Genomic DNA, 24937 nt, shown 5'->3' on the forward strand with positions numbered 1-24937 from the left:
CTCATACACGGTTTAATCGACAGTTGGCGTCCGGGGGGATCGCTTTCGACCCGACAGCAAGACGACCCGGAAGGACCCTGCCCGTGAAGATCCTCAAGCGCATCGTCATCGTGTTCGTCATCGCGTTCGCGCTCTTCTACCTCGTGACGCGGCCGCAGGATGCCGCGAACGCCGTCCACGGCGCAGTCGCCATGGTGTGGGGCGCCGGCGAGGCCGTCGCCCACTTCTTCACCTCGCTCGCAGGTTCATGATCGAGGTCGATCCGCGCACGGCCAAGCACCTGATCTCCGATCAGGGCGAGGTCGTGATCGACGAGGTCCGCAAGCATTGGGCCGCAGTCGTCGGCGCGTCGCTCGAGCTCGCCGGGGGTCTGGTGCTGACCTGCCTCGCCGTGGTCATGCCGGCTGTCTGGTGGCTGCCGGTGCTGGTCGGCGGCGCGCTCGTGCTGCACGCCGCCTGGCGGTTCCTCGATCGCCGGCGCGACCGCTTCGTCATCACGAACATGCGGGTCTTCCGCATCCACGGCATCCTCACGGAACAGGTCGCGACGATGCCGCTCTCGCGCATCCTCGACATCTCCGTCTACAAGCCCTTCGTCGGCCGCATCGTCGGCTACGGGCACTTCGTGTTCGAGTCGGCCGCTCAGGATCAGGGCCTGCGCGACATCCGGTTCGTCGGCCGCCCCGACGAGCGCGGCCTCACGATCCAGCGGGTCATCGCCCAGGCGGGGCTGCGCGGCTACGCCGGACCACGCCCAGTGATGGACGACGGGATGGGGACTCCGCCGGTGCCGCCGCGACCGCCTGCCCCGCCCGCTCCGGTCAATGACACGGTCCCGTACTACGGGTCGTTCGACCCCGACCGCGCGACGACCGACCCCATCCAGCTGCCGCGCTGACCGCCTCCCGGGCGGACCATCGGACGGGCCCCCGGGTTCTGATACCCTGGGGTGTCACTCGTGGGCGCTGATTCGGCATGCGCGAGCGACGCCTCAAGAAATCCATCTGCTCCGCCTGTGCTGTCGTGCGCGTTCGGAGCCCGACGAAATCATCCAAAGGGACTACCCACTACATGACTACCGCAACGACCGCCCCGGCCACCAAGCAGGTCGCGATCAACGACATCGGCTCTGCTGAGGACTTCCTGGCCGCGGTCGAGAAGACCCTGAAGTTCTTCAACGACGGCGACCTGATCGAGGGCACCGTGGTGAAGATCGACCGCGACGAGGTCCTCCTCGACGTCGGCTACAAGACCGAGGGCGTCATCCCCTCGCGCGAGCTTTCCATCAAGCACGACGTCGACCCGAACGAGGTCGTCAAGGTCGGCGACCACGTCGAGGCGCTGGTCCTCCAGAAGGAGGACAAGGAAGGCCGCCTCATCCTGTCGAAGAAGCGCGCACAGTACGAGCGCGCCTGGGGCGACGTGGAGAAGATCAAGGAGACCGACGGCGTTGTCACCGGTCAGGTGATCGAGGTCGTCAAGGGCGGCCTCATCGTCGACATCGGCCTGCGCGGCTTCCTGCCCGCATCCCTCATCGAGCTGCGCCGCGTCCGCGACCTCACGCCGTACCTCGGCCAGGAGATCGAGGCGAAGATCCTCGAGCTCGACAAGAACCGCAACAACGTCGTGCTCTCGCGCCGCGCCCTGCTCGAGCAGACGCAGTCCGAGTCGCGCACCACGTTCCTCAACAACCTGCACAAGGGCCAGGTCCGCAAGGGCGTCGTCTCGTCGATCGTCAACTTCGGTGCGTTCGTCGACCTCGGCGGCGTGGACGGCCTCGTGCACGTCTCCGAGCTGTCGTGGAAGCACATCGAGCACGCGTCCGAGGTCGTCGAGGTCGGCCAGGAGGTCACCGTCGAGATCCTCGAGGTCGACCTGGACCGCGAGCGCGTCTCGCTGTCGCTGAAGGCGACCCAGGAGGACCCGTGGCAGGTCTTCGCCCGCACCCACGCCATCGGCCAGGTCACCCCGGGCAAGGTCACGAAGCTCGTCCCGTTCGGCGCCTTCGTCCGCGTCGCGGATGGCATCGAGGGCCTCGTGCACATCTCGGAGCTGTCGGGCAAGCACGTCGAGCTCGCCGAGCAGGTCGTGTCGGTCGGCGAAGAGGTCTTCGTCAAGGTCATCGACATCGACCTGGAGCGTCGCCGCATCTCGCTGTCGCTCAAGCAGGCGAACGAGGCTGTCGACCCGTACGGCACCGAGTTCGACCCGGCCCTCTACGGCATGGTCACCGAGTACGACGAGAACGGGGAGTACAAGTACCCCGAGGGCTTCGACCCGGAGACCAACCAGTGGAAGGAAGGCTTCGACGAGCAGCGCGAGAAGTGGGAGCAGGAGTACGCCGCCGCCCACGCGCGCTGGGAGGCCCACAAGGCGCAGGTCGCCAAGGCCCTCGAGGCCGAGGCGAACAACGCCGGTGGCGTCGACGTCCCGTCGACGTTCTCGAGCGACTCGTCCCCGGCCGGCACGCTGGCCGACGACGAGGCTCTCGCCGCACTGCGCGAGAAGCTCTCGGGTCGCTGATCCGCATCCCGTGACGCGGAGCCGGAGCCTTCGGGCTCCGGCCCCGCGTTCGTTGTTCCCGGGTCTCCGCGCGGTACGGTCGTCCCATGACTGCGGTGACCGAGCATCCGCGCCTCCCCTCGCGCGCGCCGCGGCGCGCGCCGCTTCCCGATCGCACTCGCAGTCGTGCGGCGGTGCTCAACCAGGCACTCCTCGCCAGCGTCGTGCTCGTCCTGTCCGTGCTCGTCGCCATGGACACGTTCTCCGGCGACGGTCCGCTCTTCTTCGCCGGTGCGCTCGTGGTGTTCGCCGGACTCGCGGCGGCCCTGGTCATCCCGTGGGACCGCCTTGCCTACGGGCTGACGGCGATCGTCCCCGCCGCCGACATCATCGCCATCACCGTGATGCGGGCGTCGGCACCCAACTCGCGTCTGGGGCTCCTGTGGGTCTTCCCGACGATGTGGATCGCGGCGGGCTTCGGTCTACTCGGCATGTTCGGCGCCATCACGGGCGTCTGCCTCCTCTTCTGGGCGACCATGGTCCTGCAGCCGAGCGGAGCCCTCACGTACGACAACGTGCTGCTGCCGCTGATCGTGCTGGCGGTGGGGGTGACGAGCTTCCTCACCGCGCGTCGCACGGCGGCGCAGCGCACGCTCTTGGCCACTCAGGCGCTGCTCTTGAGCCGCGTCCTCGAGCGGACGCGGCGGCAGGAGCAAGAGGTGACGGAGGTGCTGGACGCCGTGGACTTCGGGGTCATCCGAGTCGGCGCCGACGGAGACACCGCCGTGACGAACGACGCGTACGGACGGCTCCACACGCTCGACATCGACGACACGCGGGAGGGCGCAGCTCCGGTGTTCCGCGAGGACGGCGAGACTCCGGTGCCGGCGGGCGAGATGCCGCTCGAGCGCGCCCTGCGCGGTGATGCGTTCGATGACGAGGTCGTGTGGTTCGGCGAACCCGGGCCGGCGCGGCGGGCGCTCAGCGTGTCGGCGCGGCGGCTCACCGACGACACGGGAGCGGATGCCGGGGCGGTCGTGGTCTCGCGCGACGTGACCGGCGAGCTGACGGCGCTGCGCGCCCGCGACGAACTCGTCGCATCGGTCTCGCACGAGCTGCGCACGCCGCTGACCTCCATCCTGGGCTATCTGGAGCTGGCGCTCGATGCGGACGGCCTGCCCGACGGGGCGCGGGCCAATCTCCGCATCGCCGAGCGCAATGCGGAGCGGCTCCTCGGCATCGTGGGTGACATCCTCGCGGCATCGAGCAGCTCCGCTTCGCCGGCGCTCACGATGTCCCCGCGCGAGCTCGACGTCGCCGACATCGCCCGGGCCTCGGCGGAGTCGCTGTCGCCTCGCGCGAACCGCAAGGCTGTCGTCCTGGATGCGAGCGGCATCGAGGAGGCGACCGCCTACGCCGATCCGCTGCGCCTGCGCCAGGTCGTCGACAACCTGATCGCGAACGCCATCGCCTACAACCGAGACGGGGGCACGGTGACCATCGGCACAACGACGGACGGCACATCGACCTGGGTGCTCGTGCGCGACACGGGGGTCGGCATCCCCGACGATGAGCAGGAGAGGATCTTCGAGAGGTTCTACCGGGCCGAGGGCGTGCGCGGCCAGCGCCGCGGATCGGGCCTCGGTCTCGCGATCAGCCGTGACTTCGTCCGGGCGCAGGGCGGGGACATCACGCTGCGCAGCACCGTGGGCGTGGGGTCGACCTTCATCGTCCGCCTGCCCGCCGGCCCGCCCATGCCCGCCAGCACCTCCGGGGAGGAGCAGTGATACTCGACCCGGCATCCGTCTCGGCGATGACATCGCTCGTCGTCATCGTCTGCGCGCTGATCTTCATCGCCGGGGCGATGGTCCGACGCGACGACAGCACGGGCGCGATCTGGTCGCTCGCCTTCGTCGCAGCCATCGTGACCACGCTCGCGTACTCGCTGTGGGCCGCCTATCCGATGACGGCGTGGCTCGTAGGCGTCGGCAACAGCGCGTTCGTCGCGGGCACCGGATGCCTCTGGCTGGGTGCTCGGCGCTTCAACGGCCGGCGCATGAGCTGGGCTGTCGCGGTCGTCGTCGTCGCCACGGTGGGCACGGGCGCAGCGGTGGTCCTGACTGCCCCGCGTACGGACGGGTGGCAGGGCGCGCTGGCGATGTTCCTCAGTCTCATCGTCACGGGCGCGGCCGGGGCTGCGGAATGCCTCCGCGGAGAGCTCGTGACGCGTCGGCCGGCGTGGGGGTTCGCCTTCGTCATGGGGCTGCTCGCCCTGTACTACGTGTCGCGCACCACCGCGCTCCTCGTCGTCGGCCCCGACAGCGCACTGTTCACCAGCTGGTTCGGCACAGTGACGACGAGTCTCATCACCGTGGTGCTCATGATCGTCGCGACCGTCGCGACCTCCGTCCTCCTCGCGGAGCGGGCACCGGAGCGCGCAGAGCCCGTCGTTGAGGAGGGTGATCTGGATATCGTCTCGGCGGCGCGGTTCGAGGCGTGGCTCCGCGTCCTCGGCCGTCGCGCGAGCTGGCGTCGCGAGCTCGTCGCGGTGGTGTCGGTGCGCATCGAGGACCTCGAGCAGATCGCGACCGCGTTCGGCGGTGACACGGCGCGCGATGTCGTGCAGACCTGGCGTGCGGCGGTCCGCCGCTACGCGCCGGCACAGGCGGTGGTCGGCACGGACGGCGAAGCCGGCATGATCTTCGCGACCGTCGCCGAATCGCCCGTGGACGCGCGGCGGCGCGCATCCGTCGTCTATCGCGGCGTGTTCGACGAACTCGGCCGCGTGAGCGGGGGAGTGATCCCTGTCCTCGGCGTCGGCGTCGGCCTCAGCACGACCGCGGGATACGACGCGCAGACACTGATCGAGACGGCGCGCGATGCCGCGCGCCGGGCGGCGTCGAGCGTCGAATCGTCGGTTCTCATCGCCGAGGCGTGAGACTCAGCCGGCGGGGAGCCGGTAGCCCACGCCGCGGACCGTCTCCACCCAGCGCGGACTCGACGGCGAGTCGCCGAGCTTGCGCCGCAGGTTGGCGACGTGCACCTCGATGGCGCGTGTGTCGTTGTCGTTGACGTACGCTCCGGGGTTCGTCTCTCCGCGCAGCAGCAGGGCGAGCTGCGACTTGGACACGACTCTGCGGCCCGAGCTCAGCAGCTCGGCGAGGATGTCGAACTCGCTGCGGGTCAGCTCGATGTTCCGGCCGTCGGCGACCACCAGGCGCATGGCGGGGTTCGCCCGCAGACCGTCGTGCTCGAGCCAGGACTGCCGGTCGGCCTCCGAGGGCGGCTCGGGCGCTGACGCCACGGCGGACCGCATCCGGGGCCGCCGCAGCATCGCGTCGATGCGGGCGCGCAGCTCACGGGGACGGAACGGCTTCGTGATGTAGTCGTCCGCACCGGCGTCGAGCCCCTGCAGGGCATCGATCTCCTCGGTCCGTGCGGTGAGCATGACGATGTAGGCCGAGCTGATCTGGCGGATGCGCCGTGCGGTCTCGAAGCCGTCCATGCCGGGGAGACCCACATCCACGGTCGTCACGATGGGATTGTGCGTGCGGACCAGGTCGAGGGCGTCGACCGCGGTCGACGCGGTGTGCACATCGAATCCCGCCTGCTCGAGGACAGCAGCGAGAAGCGCGCGGATGTCCTCGTCGTCCTCGATGACCACCGCTACGCGTGCCACATCCATCGATCGGGCCTCCCACCACGACGCGTCCGCGCGTCCCCCCGCGGGTGCGCAACATCCGTCATGCTAACGGGCAGGCGGCCGGCCGTGCCATTCATCCGTGCCATGCTCGTCACATGCCTCTCATCGCGCTCACCGGGGGCATCGCCTCCGGCAAGTCGACGATCGCCCGCCGCCTCGCCGAGCACGGCGCGGTCATCGTCGATGCGGATCAGATCGTCCGGGACGTGCAGAGCCCGGGGTCGCCCGTGCTGGAGAGCATTGCGGCGGAGTTCGGCGAGGGGATGCTGCGCGCCGACGGAGCGCTCGACCGCGCGGCCCTCGGAGCGGTCGTCTTCGGCGACCCCGCCGCGCTGTCGCGGCTGAACGCCATCGTCCACCCGGCCGTTGCGGCCGAGTCCCACCGGCGGTTCTCCGCGGCCTTCGAGGCCGACCCGGATGCGGTGGTCGTGTACGACGTACCGCTTCTGGCCGAGGCCCGCGCCGGCGACCGCTGGGACCTCGTGGTGGTGGCGCACGCTCCCGTCGACGCCCGCGTGGAGCGGCTGGTCGCCCTGCGCGGCCTCACCGAGCAGGACGCGCGCGCGCGGATCGCCTCGCAAGCCGACGATGACACCAGACTCGCCCTCGCCGATGTCGTCATCGACACGTCGGGAGCCCTGGAGGAGACGATCGCGCAGACCGACGCACTGTGGGAGCGCATCGCCGCGTCCTGACGCTGCCCCGATGTCGGTGCTGCTTCGAGACCCGGCCCCGATGTCGGTGACCCGGCCTACGCTGGAATGCATGCAGACGACCCGATCCGTGCGCCCGTTCGAGGTCGTGAGCGAGTACGTGCCCAGCGGCGACCAGCCACGGGCCATCGCCGATCTCGCGGCGCGCATCAATGCCGGCGAGACGGATGTCGTGCTCCTCGGTGCGACGGGAACGGGCAAGTCGGCGACGACCGCCTGGCTCATCGAGCAGGTGCAGCGGCCGACGCTCGTGCTCGCGCACAACAAGACGCTCGCGGCCCAGCTGGCCAATGAGTTCCGCGACCTGATGCCGCACAACGCCGTCGAGTACTTCGTCAGCTACTACGACTACTACCAGCCTGAGGCGTACGTCCCGCAGACCGATACCTTCATCGAGAAGGACTCGTCGATCAACGCCGAGGTCGAACGACTGCGTCACTCGACGACGAACTCGCTGCTGAGCCGCCGCGATGTCGTCGTGGTCAGCACTGTCTCGTGCATCTACGGCCTGGGTGCGCCCGAGGAGTATCTGCGCAACATGGTGGCGCTGCAGGTGGGGGAGCGGTACGACCGCGACGCCCTCATCCGCCAGTTCATCGCGATGCAGTACAACCGCAACGACGTCGACTTCTCGCGCGGCAACTTCCGCGTCCGCGGCGACACGATCGAGATCATCCCGGTCTATGAGGAGTTCGCGATCCGCATCGAGCTCTTCGGCGACGAGATCGAGGCGCTGTACATGCTGCATCCCCTGACCGGCGATGTGGTGAAGCGCCTCGACGCCGTGCCGATCTTCCCCGCCTCGCACTACGTCGCGGGCGCCGACGTCGTGCAGCGCGCGATCGGCACGATCGAGGCCGAGCTGGCGGAGCGCCTGACGGAGTTCGAGCGGCAGGGCAAACTGCTCGAGGCGCAGCGTCTGCGCATGCGCACGACGTTCGACCTCGAGATGCTGCAGCAGCTCGGCTTCTGCTCGGGCATCGAGAACTACTCGCGCCACCTCGACGGCCGGGTGGCCGGAGAGCCGCCGCACACGCTGCTGGACTTCTTCCCCGACGATTTCCTGCTCGTGATCGACGAGTCGCACGTGACGGTCCCGCAGATCGGAGCGATGTACGAGGGGGATGCATCCCGCAAGCGCACGCTCGTGGAACACGGATTCCGACTGCCGAGCGCCATGGACAACCGCCCCCTGCGCTGGGACGAGTTCAAGAACCGGATCGGTCAGACGGTCTACCTGTCCGCGACCCCCGGGCGCTACGAGATGGGGATCGCCGATGGGGTCGTCGAGCAGATCATCCGCCCGACGGGTCTCGTCGACCCGAAGATCGTGGTAAAGCCGTCGAAGGGTCAGATCGACGACCTGCTCGAGCAGATCCGCATTCGGGCGGCACGCAACGAGCGCGTGCTCGTCACAACCCTCACGAAGAAGATGGCGGAGGAGCTGACGGACTTTCTCGGCGAGCACGGTGTGCGAGTGCGCTACCTCCACTCCGACGTCGACACCCTCCGCCGCGTGGAGCTGCTGACCGAGCTGCGGGCGGGCGTGTACGACGTCCTCGTGGGCATCAACCTCCTCCGCGAGGGCCTCGACCTTCCGGAGGTCTCGCTCGTGGCGATCCTGGATGCCGATAAGGAGGGCTTCCTCCGCTCTGGCACGTCCCTCATCCAGACGATCGGCCGTGCGGCGCGAAACGTCTCCGGTGAGGTGCACATGTACGCCGACTCGGTCACCGACTCCATGCGCAATGCGATCGACGAGACCGAGCGGCGCCGCGACAAGCAGCTGGCGTACAACGCGGCGAACGGCATCGACCCGCAACCGCTGCGCAAGCGGATCGCGGACATCACGGAGGTGCTGGCCCGCGAAGCCTCGGACACCGACCGCATGATGCGCGGGCGGGATGCGTCGAAGAACAAGAGCGGCAAGGGCAAGAGTCCGACACCGCGACTGGGGATCGGCATCGCGGCAGAGGGCGCGGCGCAACTCGAGGCGACGATCGCAGATCTGTCGTCGCAGATGCTGTCGGCGGCCGGCGAGCTGAAGTTCGAGCTGGCGGCGCGGCTGCGCGACGAGGTCCAAGACCTCAAGAAGGAGCTGCGTGCCATGGAGCGCGCCGGCCACGTCTGACGGCGACGCCTTGTTCCTCGATCCACGGACGCGGGTCCGATGTGGGGCAGGAGTCGGCACGTGGAAATTCCCTCCGGATCAGGGAGGCAGTGGTCGGACGACCCCTGTGTTCAGCGCCAGCCGAGTGGGACAATTAGGCCCATGAGCGATGCATCACAGCCGGACCCCGCGTCCGCCGATGACGCTCCGGCGGCGGATGGCCAATGGCAGCCACTCCCGTCGGGCATGAAAGTCAACGAGAACCAATTCCTGTTGGCCGACGCCCCGTCGGAGGTGCAGGAGCAGGAGCCTCCGAACCTGGACCGCAACGCGTGACGGGCCAGGGCTGACCCCACTGGGCTCACGGGCAGTGCATGAGCGGCTTCGGCCCCGTCCGGTCGAACTCGTGGGCGGACATCGGCGCACCGCACAGCGGACAAGGGCGCCCGCTGCGCTCGGGCTCGGGCTCGGTGTCGTAGGGGCCGACGGCGGCAGGGCCGGCGAGGCGGATCAGCCTCGAGTTCAGCCATGCGTACCAGCCACCCGCCTGTCGGACGCGGGTGCGCAGCGAAGTCCGAGGGAGCGGGGTGGCGGGCGGAACCGTGTTCATATTCATTAGTGTACTAACGATTTGTGCCCGTAGGATAGAGGCGTGGACCCGCGTGACGATCTCCTGAGGCTGGACAATCAGCTCTGCTTCGCTCTGGTCACCGCGGCACGGAATGTGGTCGCGATCTACCGGCCTGTCCTCGAGCCGCTGGGCCTCACCCATCCGCAGTATCTCGTCATGCTCGCATTGTGGGAGGAATCCCCCAGATCGCTGCGGGATCTGGCTGAGGAGCTCGCGATGGAGCCGGCGACGCTGTCGCCGCTCGTGAAGCGGCTCGAGGCACAAGGACTGATCAGTCGTGTCCGCAGGGCCGACGACGAGCGCCGGCTCGCGATCGGGCTGACGGACGCGGGGCGCGACCTGCGCGAGCTCGCGCTCGACGTCCCGGGACGCATCATGGAGCGGGTCGGCATGGACGCGGCGCAGGTTGCCGCACTGCGCGATGGCCTTGCGCCCTTCGCCGGCCGCCGTCCCGCACTCTGATCGGAGGATCGAACAGGTGTCCGAAGCCGGTGTCCGAGCCCCCACCTAGACTTGACGGGTGCCCATCGTCCCCCTCGCCAATTCCGGATTCACCAGCGGAAGACTCAGTGTCCGCGGGGCCCGCGTCCACAACCTCAAGAACGTCGATCTTGACATTCCCCGCGACTCGCTCGTCGTCTTCACGGGCCTGTCCGGCTCGGGCAAGTCGAGCCTGGCATTCGACACGATCTTCGCCGAGGGCCAGCGCCGCTACGTCGAGTCGCTGAGCGCCTACGCCCGTCAGTTCCTCGGTCAGGTCGACCGGCCTGACGTCGACTTCATCGAAGGGCTCAGCCCGGCGGTCTCGATCGACCAGAAGTCCACGAACCGCAACCCGCGCTCGACCGTCGGCACGATCACCGAGATCCACGACTACATGCGCCTCCTCTGGGCGCGCATCGGAGTCCCGCACTGTCCCGAGTGCGGCGAGGTGATCCAGCGGCAGACCGTGCAGCAGATCGCCGACCAGCTGATGGATCTGCCCGACCGCACGCGGTACCAGATCGTCGCGCCGGTGGTCACGCAGAAGAAGGGCGAATTCGTCGACCTCTTCCGCGAGCTGAGCGCCAAGGGCTACGCCCGTGCCGTCGTCGACGGCGAGCTGATCCAGCTCGCCGAGCCCCCGGTCCTGAAGAAGAGCTACAAGCACGACGTGGCCGTGGTCGTCGACCGGCTCGTCGCCAGCGCCGACATCCTCGGCCGGGTCACGGACTCCGTCGAGACGGCCCTCGGCCTCGCCGGCGGCATCATGCAGGTCAACTTCGTCGACGAGGAAGGCGACGCCGCCTGGCAGTCCTTCTCGGAGAAGCTCGCGTGCCCCAACGGACACCCGCTGCAACTGACCGAGATCGAGCCGCGCACGTTCTCCTTCAACGCACCGTTCGGCGCGTGCCCGGCGTGCTCGGGCCTCGGCACTCGCATGTCCGTCGACGTCGAGCTCATGCTCGGCGATGAGGACCTCTCCATCGCCGAGGGCGTGATCATCCCGTGGACGACCCAGGGCAAGGGTCTGTTCCAGTACTACGAGCGGCTCCTCCAGGGACTCGCTGAGGACCTCGGGTTCTCCCTCGACACGCCGTGGCGCCGCCTGCCGCAGGAGGTCAAGGAGGCGGTCCTGCGAGGGGAGAACTACAAGGTCACAGTGCGCTGGAAGAACCGGTACGGGCGTGAGATGCGCTACTCGTCCGGCTTCGAGGGTGTGGTGCCCTACATCGAGCGCCAGTATGTCCAAGCGGAGTCGGATGCGCAGCGTCAGCGCTGGGCCGAGTACCTGCGGGAGGTGCCCTGCCCCGTCTGCAACGGGGCCCGGCTCAAGCCGGAGGTGCTCGCGGTGAAGGTCCACGGGCATTCGATCGCGGACGCGTCGAGCCTGAGCCTGGCCGACGCCCAGCGCTACTTCGCCGAGCTGAAGCTCACCGCCCGCGAGGCGAAGATCGCCGCGCAAGTGCTGCGCGAGATCCGGCTGCGCCTCGACTTCCTCATCCAGGTCGGATTGAACTACCTGAACCTCAGCCGGTCGGCGGGCTCGCTGTCCGGCGGCGAGGCTCAGCGTATCCGCCTCGCGACGCAGATCGGATCGGGCCTCACAGGCGTGCTGTACGTGCTCGACGAGCCGTCGATCGGTCTCCATCAGCGTGACAACCGGCGCCTCATCGAGACCCTGGTAACGCTGCGCGACCTCGGCAACACGCTCATCGTCGTCGAGCATGACGAGGAGACGATCCACGCGGCAGACTGGATCGTCGACATCGGTCCTCGGGCCGGCGTCGACGGGGGAGAGGTCGTCCACTCCGGGCCGCTCTCCTCGCTCCTCGCCGATGAAGGGTCGATCACCGGCGACTACCTGGCGGGCAGGCGCAGCATCCCGACGCCGGCGAAGCGTCGGCGCATCGACCGCAAGCGCATGCTCACCGTCGTCGGCGCGCGAGAGAACAACCTCCGCAACGTGACGGCGGAGTTCCCACTCGGCGTGATGACAGCGGTGACCGGGGTGAGCGGGTCGGGGAAGTCGTCTTTGGTCAACGACATCCTGTACCAGGTGCTGGCACAGCGGCTCAACGGTGCCCGCACCGTCCCGGGCAAGCACACGCGCATCACGGGGCTCGACGATCTCGACAAGGTGGTGCATGTCGACCAGGCGCCGATCGGGCGCACGCCGCGCTCGAACCCGGCCACCTACACGGGGGTCTTCGACCGCATCCGCACGCTCTTCAGCGAGACACCCGAGGCGAAGGTCCGCGGCTATCTGCCGGGACGTTTCTCGTTCAACGTCAAAGGCGGGCGCTGCGAGGCGTGCGCGGGCGACGGCACGATCAAGATCGAGATGAACTTCCTCCCCGACGTCTATGTCGACTGCGAGGTCTGCCACGGCAAGCGCTACAACCGCGACACGCTCGCGGTGCACTACAAGGGCAAGAACATCGCCGAGGTGCTCGAGATGCCGATCTCCGAGGCCGCGGACTTCTTCGAGCCTATCCAGGCGATCCATCGGTACCTGCGCACCCTCGTGGACGTGGGGCTCGGCTACGTCCGGCTCGGTCAGTCCGCGACGACCCTGTCGGGCGGCGAGGCGCAGCGCGTCAAGCTCGCGACCGAGCTCCAGCGCCGCTCGAACGGTCGCAGTATCTACGTCCTCGACGAGCCGACGACCGGCCTCCACTTCGAGGACGTCCGCCGGCTGCTCGAGGTCCTCGGCGGTCTCGTCGACAAGGGCAACACGGTCATCGTGATCGAGCACAACCTCGACGTCATCAAGTCGGCCGACTGGGTCATCGACCTGGGTCCCGAGGGCGGTTCCGGCGGCGGCCAGATCATCGCGACGGGCACCCCGGAGAAGGTCGCGCGCGCCGAGGGCTCGCACACGGGTGTGTTCCTCGCGGAGGTGCTCAGGGTGGAGAACGCGACGGTGCAGGAGTCGCTCGCGCGCAAGGCCGGCTGAGCGATGGCAGACCAGCTCCCGTACAAGCCGAAGCAGGGGGAGATCCCCACCGACCCCGGGGTGTACCGGTTCCGCGACCGGGACGGCCGCATCCTGTATGTCGGCAAGGCGAAGAACCTGCGCGCGCGCCTGTCGAACTACTTCGCTCCGCTGCGCACGCTCCACGAGCGCACACGTCGCATGGTCACGACGGCTTCCTCGGTCGAATGGACCGTGGTCGGCAGCGACGTCGAGGCGCTGCAGCTGGAGTACATGTGGATCCAGGAGTTCTCGCCTCCCTTCAACGTGCGCTACAAAGACGACAAGTCGTACCCATTCATGGCGATCACCCTGGCCGATGAGGCCCCGCGGGTCATCGTGACCCGCAACCGCCGCATCCAAGGCGCGAAGTACTTCGGCCCGTACCCGAAGGTGTGGGCGGTCCACGACACGATCGATCTGATGATCAAGGTCTTCCCGATCCGCACGTGCAGCGACGCCTCGTACAAGCGCGCGATGCAGACCGGACGGCCGTGCTTCCCCGGACAGATCGGGCGGTGCGGCGGCCCGTGCTCGATGAAGGTCACGGTCGAGGAGCACCGCGCCATCGTCGACGACTTCGTCGCGTTCATGGCCGGTGGCGACGAGCGCTTCTCCCGTGAGCTCACACGACGGATGCGCGAGGCCTCGGCCGCGATGGACTACGAGTCGGCGGCCGGATTCCGCGACAAGCTGCAGGCGATCGACGCGGTGCTGAGCCGCAGTGCGCTGGTTCTCTCCGACGACACGGACGCCGACCTGTTCGGCATCGCCGAGGACGAGCTGTCGGCGGCTGTCCAGCACTTCGTCGTGCGCGGCGGCCGCGTCCGCGGCGTGCGTGCGTCGACCGTCGACAAGGAGATCGACATCGGCGGAGCCGAGCTCGTCGACCAGGTGCTCCAGCGTGCCTACGGCAACGCGACCGCCATCGAGATCCCGCGCACGGTCATCGTGCCGCAGCTGCCGGATGACACCGCCGAGCTCGAGCAGTGGCTGCGCGAGCGCCGAGGCAAGGCGGTGTCTCTGACCGTTGCGCAGCGCGGTCAGAAGGCCGACCTGATGCGCACGGCCACGCTCAACGCGCAGCAGGCGCTCATGCTGCACAAGACCCGGCGCACGAGCGACTACGTCGCGCGGTCGCAGGCGCTCACCGACCTGCAGGAGGCGCTCGGCCTCGCCGAGGCCCCTCTGCGCATCGAGTGCTTCGACATCTCCCACCTGTCGGGTACGAACGTGGTCGCATCCATGGTCGTGTTCGAGGACGGCCTGCCCCGCAAGGACCAGTACCGCTCCTTCTCCATCCCCGAGACGACCGACGACACGGACTCGATGCATCAGGTGCTCATGCGGCGACTGGCATATCTCGACCGCCCCGAGGAGCCGGAGCCCGATCCCGTTGCTGCAGCGGTCGCCGACGACGGCGAGCCGGTCGTGACCACCCGCAAGCGGGCGCGCTTCGCGTACCGGCCGCAGCTGCTGGTGGTCGACGGCGGCCAGCCGCAGGTCGCGGCCGCTCAGCGCGCTCTCGAGGAGTCGGGCCACCCCGAGGTCGCGCTGTGCGGCATCGCGAAGCGGCTCGAGGAGGTGTGGCTGCCGGGCGAGGACTACCCGGTCATTCTGCCGCGCACGTCGGAGGCGCTGTACCTGCTGCAGCGTCTGCGCGACGAGGCCCACCGCTTCGCGATCACGCATCAGCGCAAACGACGGCGGAACGACATCACGACCGTGCTCGCGGAGGTGCCGGGACTGGGGGATGCGCGCATCAAGGCGCTCCTGCGCCATTTCGGCTCCGTGACCGCGTTGCGCGATGCGACACCCGAGCAGATCGCGGAGCTCCCGGGCATCGGTCCGAAGCTGGCGTCCTCTGTGCACGCGCATCTGGCCTCTCGCTAGGCTGTCACCGTCGGTTCCGGACGAAGACGAGGGGGACGGGGCATGACGGACGCGGGCGAGATGCTCATCGTCACCGGGATGTCCGGCGCGGGGCGATCGACGGCGGCGAATGCCCTCGAGGATCTCGGCTGGTACGTCGTCGACAATCTGCCGCCGCAGATGCTGAAGCCGCTCCTGGAGCTCACGCAGTACGCGGGGTCGGCACTGCCGAAGGTGGCCGTCGTCGTCGATGTGCGCGGCGGCGATCTGTTCACCGAGCTGCCTGACGTGACGCGCGCGCTGCGCGATGCGCGCCAGCAGCTCCGGGTCGTCTTCCTGGATGCCTCCGACGACGTGCTCGTGCGTCGCTTCGAGGCCGTGCGGCGGCCCCACCCCCTCCAGGACGAGGGCACGATCCTCGACGGCATCCGCCTCGAGCGGGAGCGGCTGGCAGCGATCCGCGAGAGTGCGGACATCGTCATCGACACCTCGGGGTTCAACATCCATCAGCTGGCGACGACCGTCGTCGACATGTTCTCCGAGCAGGGCGCGGCCCGGCACTCGCTGACGATCGTGAGCTTCGGCTTCAAGTACGGCCTGCCACCGGATGCCGACCTCGTCGCGGACATGCGCTTCCTGCCCAACCCGTTCTGGGTCGAGGAGCTGCGCCCGTTGACGGGCGAGGACGACGCGGTACGGGCGTACGTCCTGGAGGCTCCGGGGGCCGAGGACTTCATCGACGCCTACGAGCAGGCGCTACGGCCCGTCCTCGAGGGCTATCAGCGCGAGAACAAGCGGCACTCGGTGCTGGCGATCGGGTGCACTGGCGGCAAGCACCGCTCGGTGGCCGTCGCCCGCGAACTCGCACAGCGGCTGACGACGATCCCCGGTGTCGCCGTTCGGGTGGCGCACCGTGACCTCGGTCGTGAATGACGGCCGGTGGATGACGGGCCCTGGATGACGGCACCGCAGCACGCCCCCGGTCCGGGTAGGCTGGACGATCGTCCCGACCGCCGATCTGCAAGGAGTCCCGTGCCCCTCACCGCCGACGTGAAGGCAGAGCTCATCGCGCTGCGCGACCCTCGACCGACCGTTCGCGCGTCGGAGCTCACAGCGCTGCTGCGGTTCTCCGGGGGGCTGCACTCGATCGCGAACCGCATCGCGGTCGAGGCGGAGCTCGACTCCGAGGCCCTCGCCCGGCGCACGGCTCGCGAGCTCGTCGAGCTGTACGGCGTGCGTCCCGAGCTCGTGCAGGTGCAGGGGTCGGGCCCGAGCGGCCCGGGCGTCTACGCTGTGCGCGTCATCGACGGGGGCGAGACCCTCGCCCGGCAGACGGGTCTCCTGGACCAGCGTCGCCGCGCCGTGCGGGGACTCCCGAACCGTGTCACCACGGGCAACCGCCAGGATCTCGCCGGAGTGTGGCGGGGCGCGTTCCTCGCCGCAGGCTCGCTGTCCGACCCCGGACGCTCGGCGGCGCTCGAGATCTCGTGCCCGTCCAGCGAGGCGGCGATGGCGCTCGTGGGAGCCGCCCACCGGATCGGCATCGCCGCCAAGGCGCGGGAGGTTCGCGGCGTGCCCCGCGTCGTCGTCCGCGAGACCGATGCCATCCGCATCGCGCTCCAGGCCATGGGCGCTGCGCGCACAGCGGTCCACTGGGACGAGCTGCGCGAGCGCCGCGAGGTGCGCGCCGGCGTCAATCGCCTGGTCAACTTCGACGACGCGAACCTCCGCCGCTCGGCCCAGGCCGCCGTGGCGGCGTGCGCCCGCGTGGAGCGCGCGATGGAGATCCTCGGCGACGAGATTCCCGACCACCTGCGGGAGGCCGGCGAGCTGCGTCTGGCACACCGCGATGCGAGCCTCGACGAGCTGGGGCATCACGCCTCCCCTCCGCTGACGAAGGATGCCGTGGCGGGCCGCATCCGTCGCCTGCTGGCCATGGCGGACAAGAAGGCTGCCGTCGAGGGCCTTCCCGGCACGGCCGTCGCCGTCCCCGGCGCCTGACAGGCCGCGCCTGACGGAGCATGGCCTCCGCGTCCCGGGCGGATCCCCCGTCATGGACGGAAGCAACCGCGGGGCCGCGGTGTTGCCGCTCAGTAGGATGAACACGTCACCCTCGCTGCACCGGGGAGCCTCGGCGCGGCGCCGATAGGAAGAAGCGATAATGGCGAAATACACGCTGCCCGACCTCCCCTACGACTACGCGGCGCTCGAGCCGCACATCAGCGCGACGATCATGCAGCTGCACCACGACAAGCACCACGCGGCGTATGTCGCGGGCGCGAACACCGCCCTGGAGCAGCTCGCGGAGGCGCGGGACTCGGGCAACCTCGCGAACGTGAACAAGCTCGAGAAGGACCTCGCCTTCAACCTCGGCGGTCACACCAACCACTCGATCTTCTGGACGAACCTCTCGCCTGAGGGCGGCGACAAGCCGACCGGCGACCTCGCGTCGGCCATCGACGACCACTTCGGCTCCTTCGACAAGTTCCAGGCGCACTTCACCGCCGCAGCGCTGGGCGTGCAGGGGTCCGGCTGGGCCGGCCTGTTCTGGGACTCGATCGGGGAGAACCTGATCATCCAGCAGTTCTTCGACCAGCAGTCGCAGTTCGCCGCCGGAAGCGTCCCGCTCCTCCTGCTCGACGTGTGGGAGCACGCGTATTACCTGGACTACAAGAACGTCCGCGCCGACTACGTGAAGGCGTTCTGGAACATCGCCGACTGGGCCAACGTCCAGCTGCGGTTCTCGACCGCCCGTGAGCAGACGTCGGGCCTGCTGGTACTGTCATAGCGAGTAGGGCGTCCCGGCAGGGATCGCCCTGCCGGGACGCCGTTGTCCGCTGTCTGGAATCGTTACAACCGCGCTCCGGCGCATGACACCCCCTCTGGAGACATTCCGTGACCGTCAAGATCGGAATCAACGGCTTCGGCCGCATTGGACGAAACTTCCTCCGCGCCGCCCTCGCGCAGGGCGCGGACATCGACATCGTGGCGGTGAACGACCTCACCGACAACAAGACTCTGGCCCACCTCCTGAAGTACGACTCGGTCGGCGGCCAGCTCTCCGAGACCGTCTCGTACGACGGCGACTCCATCACCGTCGGCGGCAAGGCCATCAAGGTGTTCGAAGAGCGCGATCCCGCCAACCTGCCCTGGGGCGAGCTGGGTGTCGACATCGTCATCGAGTCGACCGGCCGCTTCACGAAGGCGACGGATGCGGCGAAGCACATCTCGGGCGGCGCCAAGAAGGTCATCATCTCCGCGCCCGCCAGCGGCGAGGACGGCACGTTCGTGATGGGCGTGAACGAGGAGACCTACGACCCGGCGACGATGAACATCCTCTCGAACGCCTCGTGCACCACGAACTGCCTCGCGCCGCTGGCGCAGGTCTTCGAGGAGGCATTCGGCATCGAGCGCGGCTTCATGATGACCGCTCACGCCTACACGGCCGACCAGAACCTCCAGGACGGCCCGCACAGCGACCTGCGTCGTGCGCGCGCCGCCGCGATCAACATCGTCCCGGCCTCGACCGGTGCCGCGAAGGCCATCGGCCTCGTGCTGCCGGAGCTCAACGGCAAGTTGAGCGGCTCGTCGTACCGCGTTCCGGTCCCCACCGGCTCGATCGTCGATCTGACGATCATCACGCCGACGGAGGGCCTCACGATCGAGCAGGTCAACGAGGCGTACAAGGCTGCGGCCGCCAGCGGTCGCCTTGAGGGCATCCTCGAGTACACCGACGACCAGATCGTCTCGAGCGACATCCAGCTGAACCCGCACTCGTCGATCTTCGACGCGGGCCTGACGAACGTCAGCGGCAACCTGGTCAAGGTCTCGAGCTGGTACGACAACGAGTGGGGCTACTCCAACCGTCTCGTCGACCTGACCGAGTACGTCGCCGAGCGCCTCTGACGCACGATGGCACTGCGCACCCTGGAATCACTGGGCTCGCTCGCCGGCACACGTGTCATCGTCCGCTGTGATCTGAACGTTCCCCTGAAGGACGGCGTCATCACGGACGATGGCCGGGTGCGCGCGTCGCTGCCCACGCTCAACGCCCTGATCAACCAGGGCGCGCGGCTCGTCGTCTGCTCGCACCTGGGCCGGCCCGACGGAGCTCCGGACCCGAAGTACAGCCTCGAGCCGGTCGCACAGCGCCTGTCCGAGCTGCTCGGCAAGCCCGTCGCCTTCGCCCGCGACACCGTGGGCGAGTCGGCGCACGAAGCGGTGGCGTCCCTCGAGGACGGCGGGGTCGCGGTGATCGAGAACCTGCGCTTCAACGCGGGGGAGACGGCGAAGGATGACGCGACCCGCGCCGCCTTCGCGGCTCAGCTCGCCGAGCTCGGGGACGCACTCGTCTCGGACGGCTTCGGCGTCGTCCACCGCAAGCAGGCGAGCGTCTACGAGCTCGCCGAGAGGCTCCCTTCGGCGGCCGGTCTGCTCATCGAGCAGGAGCTCAGCGTGCTCGACCGCCTCACCGAGAACCCGGAACGCCTGTACACGGTGGTGCTCGGGGGATCGAAGGTCAGCGACAAGCTGGGCGTCATCGAGCACCTGCTGCCGCGCGTCGATCGTCTCCTCGTGGGCGGGGGGATGATGTTCACCTTCCTCGCGGCGAAGGGCCACAAGGTCGGCGCGAGCCTCCTCGAGGCCGACCAGCTCGACACGGTCCGCCGCTACATCGCGACGGCGAGCGAGCGCGGCATCGAACTGGTGCTGCCCGTCGACGCGGTGGTCGCAGCATCCTTCTCCGCCGACGCCGAGCACGTCGTGGCAGATGCCACCGCGCTGGAGGACACCCCGTTCGGCGCCTCGGGGCTCGGTCTCGACATCGGGCCGGCGACGTCCGTGCTGTTCGCCGAGCACATCCGCAGCAGCGCCACGGTGTTCTGGAACGGCCCGATGGGCGTGTTCGAGATGCCGGCGTTCGCCGCCGGGACGCGCGCGATCGCGGATGCGCTGACCGACGTCCGGGGCCTGAGCGTGGTCGGCGGCGGAGACTCCGCAGCGGCCGTGCGTCAGCTCGGCTTCGCGGACGATCAGTTCGGCCACATCTCGACAGGTGGCGGCGCAAGCCTCGAGTTCCTCGAGGGCAAGAAGCTCCCCGGACTGGAGGTCCTCGGATGGCAGTGACGACCCGTACACCGCTCATCGCCGGCAACTGGAAGATGAACCTCGACCACCTGCAGTCGGTCGCGTTCATCCAGAAGCTGCACTGGACGCTGAGGGATGCGAAGCACGACGGCGGCGTGGAGGTGGCGGTCTTCCCGCCCTTCACCGACCTGCGCACGGTCCAGACGCTGATCGACGCGGACAAGATCCCGTTCGCCCTCGGCGCGCAGGACCTGTCGCAGTACGACTCCGGTGCCTACACCGGTGAGGTCTCGGGCGCCTTCCTGACGAAGCTGCGCTGCCGCTATGTGATCGTCGGTCACTCCGAGCGTCGCGAGTACCACGCCGAGACCGACGAGGTCGTGGCCGCCAAGGTGCGCGCGGCGATCCGCAACGGCCTCGTCCCGGTGATCTGCGTGGGCGAGACCGCGGAGGACCTCGAGACGCACGGCGCCAGCGCCGTTCCGGTGGGTCAGCTGCAGAAGGCTCTGGAGGGTGTTCCCGCCGGCACCGAGGTCGTCGTGGCCTACGAGCCGGTGTGGGCCATCGGCTCCGGTCAGGCGGCGACGCCCGACCAGGCGCAGGACGTCTGCGCGAAACTCCGCGGCGTGGTGTCGCAGTCGCTCGGCGCCGACGCGGCCGCGGCGACGCGCATCCTCTACGGCGGTTCGGTGAAGGCTGCGAACATCGCGAGTTTCATGCGCGAGCCCGATGTGGACGGCGCCCTTGTGGGCGGCGCCAGCCTCCTCGTCGACGAGTTCGCGGCCATCGTCCGCTACCAGAAGCACGTCGGCGTCTGACAAGCCGAGCGAGTCCCCGGCCCACGCGCCGGGGACTCGTATAATGGTCCCTTGTGCGCGCTCCGACGGGCGGCATGGAAAGGCTTTCCGTGGTTGACATCATCCAGTTCGTCCTCGAGGTGCTGCTCGGCATCACGAGCCTCCTGCTGACGCTGCTGATCCTGCTCCACAAGGGTCGCGGAGGCGGTCTGTCCGACATGTTCGGCGGCGGCCTCACCTCCGCCCTCGGCTCCTCGGGTCTTGCCGAGCGCAATCTCAATCGCTTCACGGTGGTACTCGCCCTCGTGTGGTTCGTCTCGATCGTGGCCCTCGGCCTGATCACCAAGTTCCAGGGACTCTGACATGGCAACAGGCGGAAACGCCATCCGGGGCACGCGCGTCGGCGCCGGCCCGATGGGCGAACAGGACCACGGCTACCACGCAGAGCGCATCGCGATCTCGTACTGGGATGCCCTCGGCAACGAGACCGTGCGCTACTTCGCGGCCGGAATTCCCGACGAGGAGATCCCGGACATCATCGACTCCCCGCACTCGGGTCTTCCCGCGGGTCGCGACCAGACGAACCCGCCGGAGCTCCCCAAGACCGAGCCCTACAAGACGCACCTCGCATACGTGAAGGAGCGCCGCACCGAGGAGGAGGCCGAGCAGCTGCTCGACGACGCGCTGCAGCAGCTGCGCGAACGGCGCGGCCAGGCCTGATCCGACTCGGATACGACGAAACGAAGCGGATGCCCCGACAGGGGCATCCGCTTCTTCGTCAGTACTCGGGGTCGATGAGCTCGGGCGGCACCTTCGCCGCCGCGGCCTCATCGACGAAGAACACCGTGCGACGGCGACCCTTCGCGCCTGCAGCCGGCACGCTCGGGTAGCTGGCGCCCGCGAGGGCCAGGCCGAGAGCGGACGCCTTGTCCGCTCCCGTGAGGACCAGCCACACGCGCCTCGAGCCGTTGATCACGGGCCGCGTGAGCGTGATGCGCTCCGGCGGAGGCTTGGGGGAGTCGCGCACCGCGAGCGTCGCACGATCCGTGACGAGGATCTCCCCGCGGTCGGGGAAGAGCGATGCGATGTGCCCGTCCGGCCCCACTCCCAGGAAGCAGACGTCGAAGGACGGCCATGGCTCGTCGGCAGAGCCGAAGGCCGCCAGCTCGCGTGCATACGCCTCGGCCGCGGCATCCAGATCCAGACCGCCGTCGGACGCGCCCATCGGGTGGATGTTGCCCGCCGGGATGTCGAGGTGATCGAGCAGGGCGGTGCGCGCCTGCAGGTCGTTGCGCTCCGGGCTGTCGGCCTCGACGAAGCGCTCGTCGCTCCACCAGAAGTGCACATCCGCCCAGTCCACCTCCGACACGCGGCGATGGGTGCGGACGGCGGCGAGCACCGCTCGTCCCATCGATCCGCCGGTGAGAGAGACGTGGACCGTCGCGCCGGCATCCGAGCGGCGGATCAGCCGCTGGATGAACCGCCCCGCGACCGCCTCGGCGAGGGTCGACGGGTCAGCGTGTACGACCACGCGCTTCTCGGCGGATGAATCAGCCATGCGTCTCCTGCGTCAGCTCCGGCGAGGCTGTCTCCAGCAGAGACCAGCCTTCGGTGATGACCCGACCATACAAGACGTCGGGATCAAGACGCCGGAGCTCCTCGGCGAGACACTCGCGGAGTGTGCGCCGCGGGAACGCGAGATCGTGCGACGGCTGCCCGGGCTGCGTCAGGACGGCGACGCCGGGGGAGGGCCGCTCGAGGAGCGTATCGCCGCTGTCTCGGACGAGACGCACCGACTTGATGCCGCCGGCCCACTCGTCGGCGGGGAGGTACCTCCAGTCGACGGGGACCTCGAGTTTCAGCCCCAGCCAGGCGGCCAGCAGCGCGGTGGACGGGGAGTCGGATGCGCCGCGCACCTCGACCGCTGTCACCGGCTCGTAGGGGGGCTGATCGAGCACCGCGGCGAGCTGCTCGCGCCAACGCGTCAGGCGCGTCCACGCGAAGTCGGTGTCACCGGGGGCATAGTGGCCCGCGAGCCCGCCGACCCAGGCTGTGGGGTCGGGCTGGGTCGCGGCATCCGTGATGCGTCGTTGCGCGATGCGGCCGATCTCCGAGCGCGACGGCATCGGGGGCGTCTCGCGCGGCCACCAGGCGACGACGGGCGCGTCCGGCAGCAGAAGGCCGGTCACGAGGCTTTCCGCATTCGATCCCGCGAGGCCGTACGGGTGCAGCACGACGACCTCGCTGGCACCGGCGTCGCCGCCGACGCGGATCTCGGCGTCCAGTCGCGGAGGCGCGTCGGCATCCCCGAACATCACCACGATGACACGCATCGGATGCTCGCGGGATGCGTCGTTCGCCGCCTCGATGACCTCTTCCGCGGTGTCGTGGCTCGCGACGATGATGAGAGTCAGCACGCGGCCGAGGGCGACAGCACCGCCCTCCTCGCGGACGCTGACCAGCGCCCTCGAGATCTTGCTGACGTTGGTGTCGGGCAGGTCGATGATCACGGGCGCCTCCACGTGCGGCCATCGCGGGCGAGGAGATCGTCGGCCGACGACGGTCCCCACGAGCCTGGTGAGTACTGCTCCAGCGGTCCGCCCTCGTGCGCCCAGAACTCCTCGATCGGATCGAGGATCTTCCAGCTGAGCTCGACCTCCTCATGGCGGGGGAAGAGCGGCGGGTCTCCGAGGAGGACGTCCAGGATGAGGCGCTCGTAGGCCTCGGGGCTCGCCTCGGTGAACGCATGGCCGTAGCCGAAGTCCATCGTGACGTCGCGCACCTGCGTCCCGGCGCCGGGCACCTTCGACCCGAAGCGGATCGTCACGCCCTCGTCCGGCTGCACGCGGATGACGAGCGCGTTCTCGCCGAGGCCGGACGTCTGGTTGCGCGTGAACAGGTGCTCGGGCGCGCGCTTGAACACGACAGCGATCTCGGTGACACGTCGTCCGAGCCGCTTGCCGGTGCGCAGGTAGAACGGGACGTCTGCCCAGCGGCGCGTGTTGATGGCCAGCTTGATCGCGGCGAAGGTCTCGGTGGTGGACTCGGGGTTCATCCCGTCCTCCTCGAGGAACCCGACGACGCGATCCCCGCCCTGCCATCCGCCCGCGTACTGGCCGCGAGCCGTCGCGCGCGACAGGTCGTCGGGCAGCGTGACGGCCGCGAGCACCTTCTCCTTCTCGGCGCGCAGGTCCGTCGCGTTGAAGGAGATGGGCTCCTCCATCGCCGTCAGGGCCAGCAGCTGGAGGAGATGGTTCTGGATGACGTCGCGCGCTGCGCCGATGCCGTCGTAGTAGCCGGCGCGACCGCCGACGCCGATGTCCTCCGCCATCGTGATCTGGACGTGGTCGACGTAGTTGCGGTTCCAGATCGGCTCGTACAGCTCGTTCGCGAAGCGCAGCGCCAGGATGTTCTGGACCGTTTCCTTGCCCAGGTAGTGGTCGATGCGGAAGATCGAGTCGGCCGGGAACGCGGTGCGCAGCGCGTCGTTGAGCGCCTGGGCGGACTCCAGGTCGTGACCGAAGGGCTTCTCGATCACGACGCGACGCCAGCGGTCCGGCTTGTCCGCCGTGTCGTCCACGAGGCCGGAGCTCTTGAGCTGCTCCGCGACGATCGGGAAGTCCTTCGGCGGGATCGACAGGTAGTACGCGTGGTTGCCCATCGTGCCGCGCTCGACGTCCAGCCTCTCCACGGTCTCGCGCAGCTTGGCGAACGCAGCGGGGTCCTGGAACTCGCCCGAGACGAAGCGGATGCCCTGCAGGAGCTCCTGCCACGTCTCCTCGCGGAACTCGGTGCGGGAATTCGCCTTCACCGCGTCGTACACGACTTGGGCGAAGTCCTCGTCGGCCCAGTCGCGGCGCGCGAATCCGACCAGCGCGAATCCCGGGGGCAGGAGCCCCCGGTTCGCGAGGTCGTAGACGGCGGGCATCAGCTTCTTCCGGGAGAGGTCTCCCGTGACCCCGAAGATGACGAGCGCGCTCGGACCGGCGATGCGGTTGAGACGGCGGTCGTCGGGGTCGCGCAGGGGATTGTTCCCGCGCGAGATGTCGACGGTCATTGGTCGG

At 69.0% G+C, this 24937-nt stretch carries 24 protein-coding genes; 19 read left to right on the forward strand and 5 right to left on the reverse strand.

Annotated features, from left to right (window positions below; translation table 11 throughout):
* The first annotated feature begins 83 nt into the window (after window positions 1–83).
* From AC0NZN_RS00365 to AC0NZN_RS00385, 5 genes are all read left to right on the forward strand, one after another.
* Entirely contained in the window at window positions 84–251 is a 168-nt protein-coding gene (locus AC0NZN_RS00365) for a hypothetical protein (protein WP_474590282.1), read from the forward strand.
* Complete coding sequence (locus AC0NZN_RS00370) at window positions 248–898, forward strand: PH domain-containing protein (RefSeq protein ID WP_474590283.1); 651 nt, start codon at window positions 248–250, stop codon at window positions 896–898. The genes AC0NZN_RS00365 and AC0NZN_RS00370 overlap by 4 nt, the downstream gene beginning before the upstream one ends.
* A 173-nt stretch (window positions 899–1071) precedes the next feature.
* Window positions 1072–2523 carry a 30S ribosomal protein S1 gene (gene rpsA / locus AC0NZN_RS00375; RefSeq protein WP_474590284.1) on the forward strand — a complete coding sequence of 484 codons (1452 nt, stop codon included), beginning with the start codon at window positions 1072–1074 and terminating at the stop codon, window positions 2521–2523.
* Window positions 2524–2609: 86 nt separating this feature from the next.
* The gene (locus AC0NZN_RS00380) at window positions 2610–4289 is read left to right on the forward strand and encodes a sensor histidine kinase (protein WP_474590285.1); all 1680 of its coding nucleotides are present in this window, start codon (window positions 2610–2612) and stop codon (window positions 4287–4289) included.
* Window positions 4286–5440, forward strand: coding sequence for a hypothetical protein (locus tag AC0NZN_RS00385; RefSeq protein ID WP_474590286.1), 1155 nt, complete (start codon window positions 4286–4288; stop codon window positions 5438–5440). The genes AC0NZN_RS00380 and AC0NZN_RS00385 overlap by 4 nt, the downstream gene beginning before the upstream one ends.
* A 3-nt stretch (window positions 5441–5443) precedes the next feature.
* Here the strand turns inward: AC0NZN_RS00385 and AC0NZN_RS00390 are convergent, their stop codons facing one another.
* The gene (locus tag AC0NZN_RS00390; protein ID WP_474590287.1) at window positions 5444–6187 is read right to left on the reverse strand and encodes a response regulator transcription factor; all 744 of its coding nucleotides are present in this window, start codon (window positions 6185–6187) and stop codon (window positions 5444–5446) included.
* A 113-nt stretch (window positions 6188–6300) separates the two neighbouring features.
* Here AC0NZN_RS00390 and coaE point away from each other — a divergent pair, with 113 nt between their 5' ends.
* The 3 genes from coaE (at window position 6301) to AC0NZN_RS00405 (ending at window position 9364) form a co-directional block, all read left to right on the forward strand.
* Window positions 6301–6900, forward strand: a complete 600-nt coding sequence (coaE, locus tag AC0NZN_RS00395) for a dephospho-CoA kinase (protein WP_474590288.1) — start codon at window positions 6301–6303, stop codon at window positions 6898–6900.
* 70 nt (window positions 6901–6970) lie between these two features.
* A complete protein-coding gene (gene uvrB, locus AC0NZN_RS00400; RefSeq protein WP_474590289.1) occupies window positions 6971–9049 on the forward strand; it encodes an excinuclease ABC subunit UvrB in 2079 nt (692 codons plus the stop codon).
* Between the two features lie 141 nt (window positions 9050–9190).
* Window positions 9191–9364, forward strand: a complete 174-nt coding sequence (locus tag AC0NZN_RS00405) for a hypothetical protein (RefSeq protein ID WP_474590290.1) — start codon at window positions 9191–9193, stop codon at window positions 9362–9364.
* Window positions 9365–9389: 25 nt separating this feature from the next.
* On the opposite strand, the gene AC0NZN_RS00410 is transcribed toward AC0NZN_RS00405, so the two are convergent.
* Window positions 9390–9644, reverse strand: a complete 255-nt coding sequence (locus AC0NZN_RS00410) for a hypothetical protein (RefSeq protein WP_474590291.1) — start codon at window positions 9642–9644, stop codon at window positions 9390–9392.
* Window positions 9645–9680: 36 nt separating this feature from the next.
* Between AC0NZN_RS00410 and AC0NZN_RS00415 the strand changes: the two genes are divergently transcribed.
* The 11 genes from AC0NZN_RS00415 to AC0NZN_RS00465 all read left to right on the forward strand — a co-directional run bounded on the left by AC0NZN_RS00415 (window position 9681) and on the right by AC0NZN_RS00465 (window position 21593).
* A complete protein-coding gene (locus tag AC0NZN_RS00415; protein WP_474590292.1) occupies window positions 9681–10121 on the forward strand; it encodes a MarR family winged helix-turn-helix transcriptional regulator in 441 nt (146 codons plus the stop codon).
* A 58-nt stretch (window positions 10122–10179) separates the two neighbouring features.
* Complete coding sequence (uvrA, locus tag AC0NZN_RS00420) at window positions 10180–13098, forward strand: excinuclease ABC subunit UvrA (protein ID WP_474590293.1); 2919 nt, start codon at window positions 10180–10182, stop codon at window positions 13096–13098.
* A gap of 3 nt (window positions 13099–13101) precedes the next feature.
* Entirely contained in the window at window positions 13102–15009 is a 1908-nt protein-coding gene (gene uvrC, locus AC0NZN_RS00425) for an excinuclease ABC subunit UvrC (protein WP_474590294.1), read from the forward strand.
* Between the two features lie 42 nt (window positions 15010–15051).
* Complete coding sequence (gene rapZ / locus AC0NZN_RS00430; RefSeq protein ID WP_474590295.1) at window positions 15052–15921, forward strand: RNase adapter RapZ; 870 nt, start codon at window positions 15052–15054, stop codon at window positions 15919–15921.
* A gap of 99 nt (window positions 15922–16020) precedes the next feature.
* Complete coding sequence (gene whiA / locus AC0NZN_RS00435) at window positions 16021–16989, forward strand: DNA-binding protein WhiA (RefSeq protein WP_474590296.1); 969 nt, start codon at window positions 16021–16023, stop codon at window positions 16987–16989.
* 160 nt (window positions 16990–17149) lie between these two features.
* Window positions 17150–17776 carry a superoxide dismutase gene (locus tag AC0NZN_RS00440; protein ID WP_474590297.1) on the forward strand — a complete coding sequence of 209 codons (627 nt, stop codon included), beginning with the start codon at window positions 17150–17152 and terminating at the stop codon, window positions 17774–17776.
* Window positions 17777–17883: 107 nt separating this feature from the next.
* The gene (gene gap / locus AC0NZN_RS00445; RefSeq protein WP_474590298.1) at window positions 17884–18894 is read left to right on the forward strand and encodes a type I glyceraldehyde-3-phosphate dehydrogenase; all 1011 of its coding nucleotides are present in this window, start codon (window positions 17884–17886) and stop codon (window positions 18892–18894) included.
* Window positions 18895–18900: 6 nt separating this feature from the next.
* Window positions 18901–20115, forward strand: coding sequence for a phosphoglycerate kinase (locus tag AC0NZN_RS00450; protein WP_474590299.1), 1215 nt, complete (start codon window positions 18901–18903; stop codon window positions 20113–20115).
* Window positions 20106–20894 carry a triose-phosphate isomerase gene (gene tpiA, locus AC0NZN_RS00455; RefSeq protein ID WP_474590300.1) on the forward strand — a complete coding sequence of 263 codons (789 nt, stop codon included), beginning with the start codon at window positions 20106–20108 and terminating at the stop codon, window positions 20892–20894. Before AC0NZN_RS00450 ends, tpiA begins: the two co-directional genes overlap by 10 nt.
* Before the next feature lie 74 nt (window positions 20895–20968).
* Window positions 20969–21235, forward strand: a complete 267-nt coding sequence (gene secG, locus AC0NZN_RS00460) for a preprotein translocase subunit SecG (protein ID WP_474590301.1) — start codon at window positions 20969–20971, stop codon at window positions 21233–21235.
* Between the two features lies 1 nt (window position 21236).
* Window positions 21237–21593 carry an RNA polymerase-binding protein RbpA gene (locus AC0NZN_RS00465; RefSeq protein WP_474590302.1) on the forward strand — a complete coding sequence of 119 codons (357 nt, stop codon included), beginning with the start codon at window positions 21237–21239 and terminating at the stop codon, window positions 21591–21593.
* A gap of 58 nt (window positions 21594–21651) precedes the next feature.
* Here AC0NZN_RS00465 and pgl read toward each other — a convergent pair whose 3' ends face one another.
* From pgl to zwf, 3 genes are read right to left on the reverse strand one after another with little or no spacing between them, the layout of a single operon-like run.
* The gene (gene pgl, locus AC0NZN_RS00470) at window positions 21652–22431 is read right to left on the reverse strand and encodes a 6-phosphogluconolactonase (RefSeq protein ID WP_474590303.1); all 780 of its coding nucleotides are present in this window, start codon (window positions 22429–22431) and stop codon (window positions 21652–21654) included.
* Window positions 22424–23383, reverse strand: coding sequence for a glucose-6-phosphate dehydrogenase assembly protein OpcA (locus AC0NZN_RS00475; protein ID WP_474590304.1), 960 nt, complete (start codon window positions 23381–23383; stop codon window positions 22424–22426). The genes pgl and AC0NZN_RS00475 overlap by 8 nt, the downstream gene beginning before the upstream one ends.
* The gene (gene zwf, locus AC0NZN_RS00480) at window positions 23380–24930 is read right to left on the reverse strand and encodes a glucose-6-phosphate dehydrogenase (protein WP_474590305.1); all 1551 of its coding nucleotides are present in this window, start codon (window positions 24928–24930) and stop codon (window positions 23380–23382) included. Before zwf ends, AC0NZN_RS00475 begins: the two co-directional genes overlap by 4 nt.
* Window positions 24931–24937 lie beyond the last annotated feature (7 nt).

Source organism: Microbacterium sp. sgz311019, assembly GCF_056135325.1.

What these genes read in the sequence shown, in the direction of transcription:
- AC0NZN_RS00370 (WP_474590283.1), top strand. Translation starts at nt 248, where the DNA reads ATGATCGAGGTCGATCCGCGCACGGCCAAGCACCTGATCTCCGATCAG.
- coaE (WP_474590288.1), top strand. Translation starts at nt 6,301, where the DNA reads ATGCCTCTCATCGCGCTCACCGGGGGCATCGCCTCCGGCAAGTCGACG.
- zwf (WP_474590305.1), bottom strand. Translation starts at nt 24,930, where the DNA reads ATGACCGTCGACATCTCGCGCGGGAACAATCCCCTGCGCGACCCCGAC.
- uvrC (WP_474590294.1), top strand. Translation starts at nt 13,102, where the DNA reads ATGGCAGACCAGCTCCCGTACAAGCCGAAGCAGGGGGAGATCCCCACC.
- AC0NZN_RS00465 (WP_474590302.1), top strand. Translation starts at nt 21,237, where the DNA reads ATGGCAACAGGCGGAAACGCCATCCGGGGCACGCGCGTCGGCGCCGGC.
- secG (WP_474590301.1), top strand. Translation starts at nt 20,969, where the DNA reads ATGGAAAGGCTTTCCGTGGTTGACATCATCCAGTTCGTCCTCGAGGTG.
- AC0NZN_RS00450 (WP_474590299.1), top strand. Translation starts at nt 18,901, where the DNA reads ATGGCACTGCGCACCCTGGAATCACTGGGCTCGCTCGCCGGCACACGT.
- rapZ (WP_474590295.1), top strand. Translation starts at nt 15,052, where the DNA reads ATGACGGACGCGGGCGAGATGCTCATCGTCACCGGGATGTCCGGCGCG.
- AC0NZN_RS00405 (WP_474590290.1), top strand. Translation starts at nt 9,191, where the DNA reads ATGAGCGATGCATCACAGCCGGACCCCGCGTCCGCCGATGACGCTCCG.
- AC0NZN_RS00410 (WP_474590291.1), bottom strand. Translation starts at nt 9,644, where the DNA reads ATGAATATGAACACGGTTCCGCCCGCCACCCCGCTCCCTCGGACTTCG.
- uvrB (WP_474590289.1), top strand. Translation starts at nt 6,971, where the DNA reads ATGCAGACGACCCGATCCGTGCGCCCGTTCGAGGTCGTGAGCGAGTAC.
- AC0NZN_RS00380 (WP_474590285.1), top strand. Translation starts at nt 2,610, where the DNA reads ATGACTGCGGTGACCGAGCATCCGCGCCTCCCCTCGCGCGCGCCGCGG.
- AC0NZN_RS00440 (WP_474590297.1), top strand. Translation starts at nt 17,150, where the DNA reads ATGGCGAAATACACGCTGCCCGACCTCCCCTACGACTACGCGGCGCTC.
- pgl (WP_474590303.1), bottom strand. Translation starts at nt 22,431, where the DNA reads ATGGCTGATTCATCCGCCGAGAAGCGCGTGGTCGTACACGCTGACCCG.
- tpiA (WP_474590300.1), top strand. Translation starts at nt 20,106, where the DNA reads ATGGCAGTGACGACCCGTACACCGCTCATCGCCGGCAACTGGAAGATG.
- AC0NZN_RS00390 (WP_474590287.1), bottom strand. Translation starts at nt 6,187, where the DNA reads ATGGATGTGGCACGCGTAGCGGTGGTCATCGAGGACGACGAGGACATC.
- rpsA (WP_474590284.1), top strand. Translation starts at nt 1,072, where the DNA reads ATGACTACCGCAACGACCGCCCCGGCCACCAAGCAGGTCGCGATCAAC.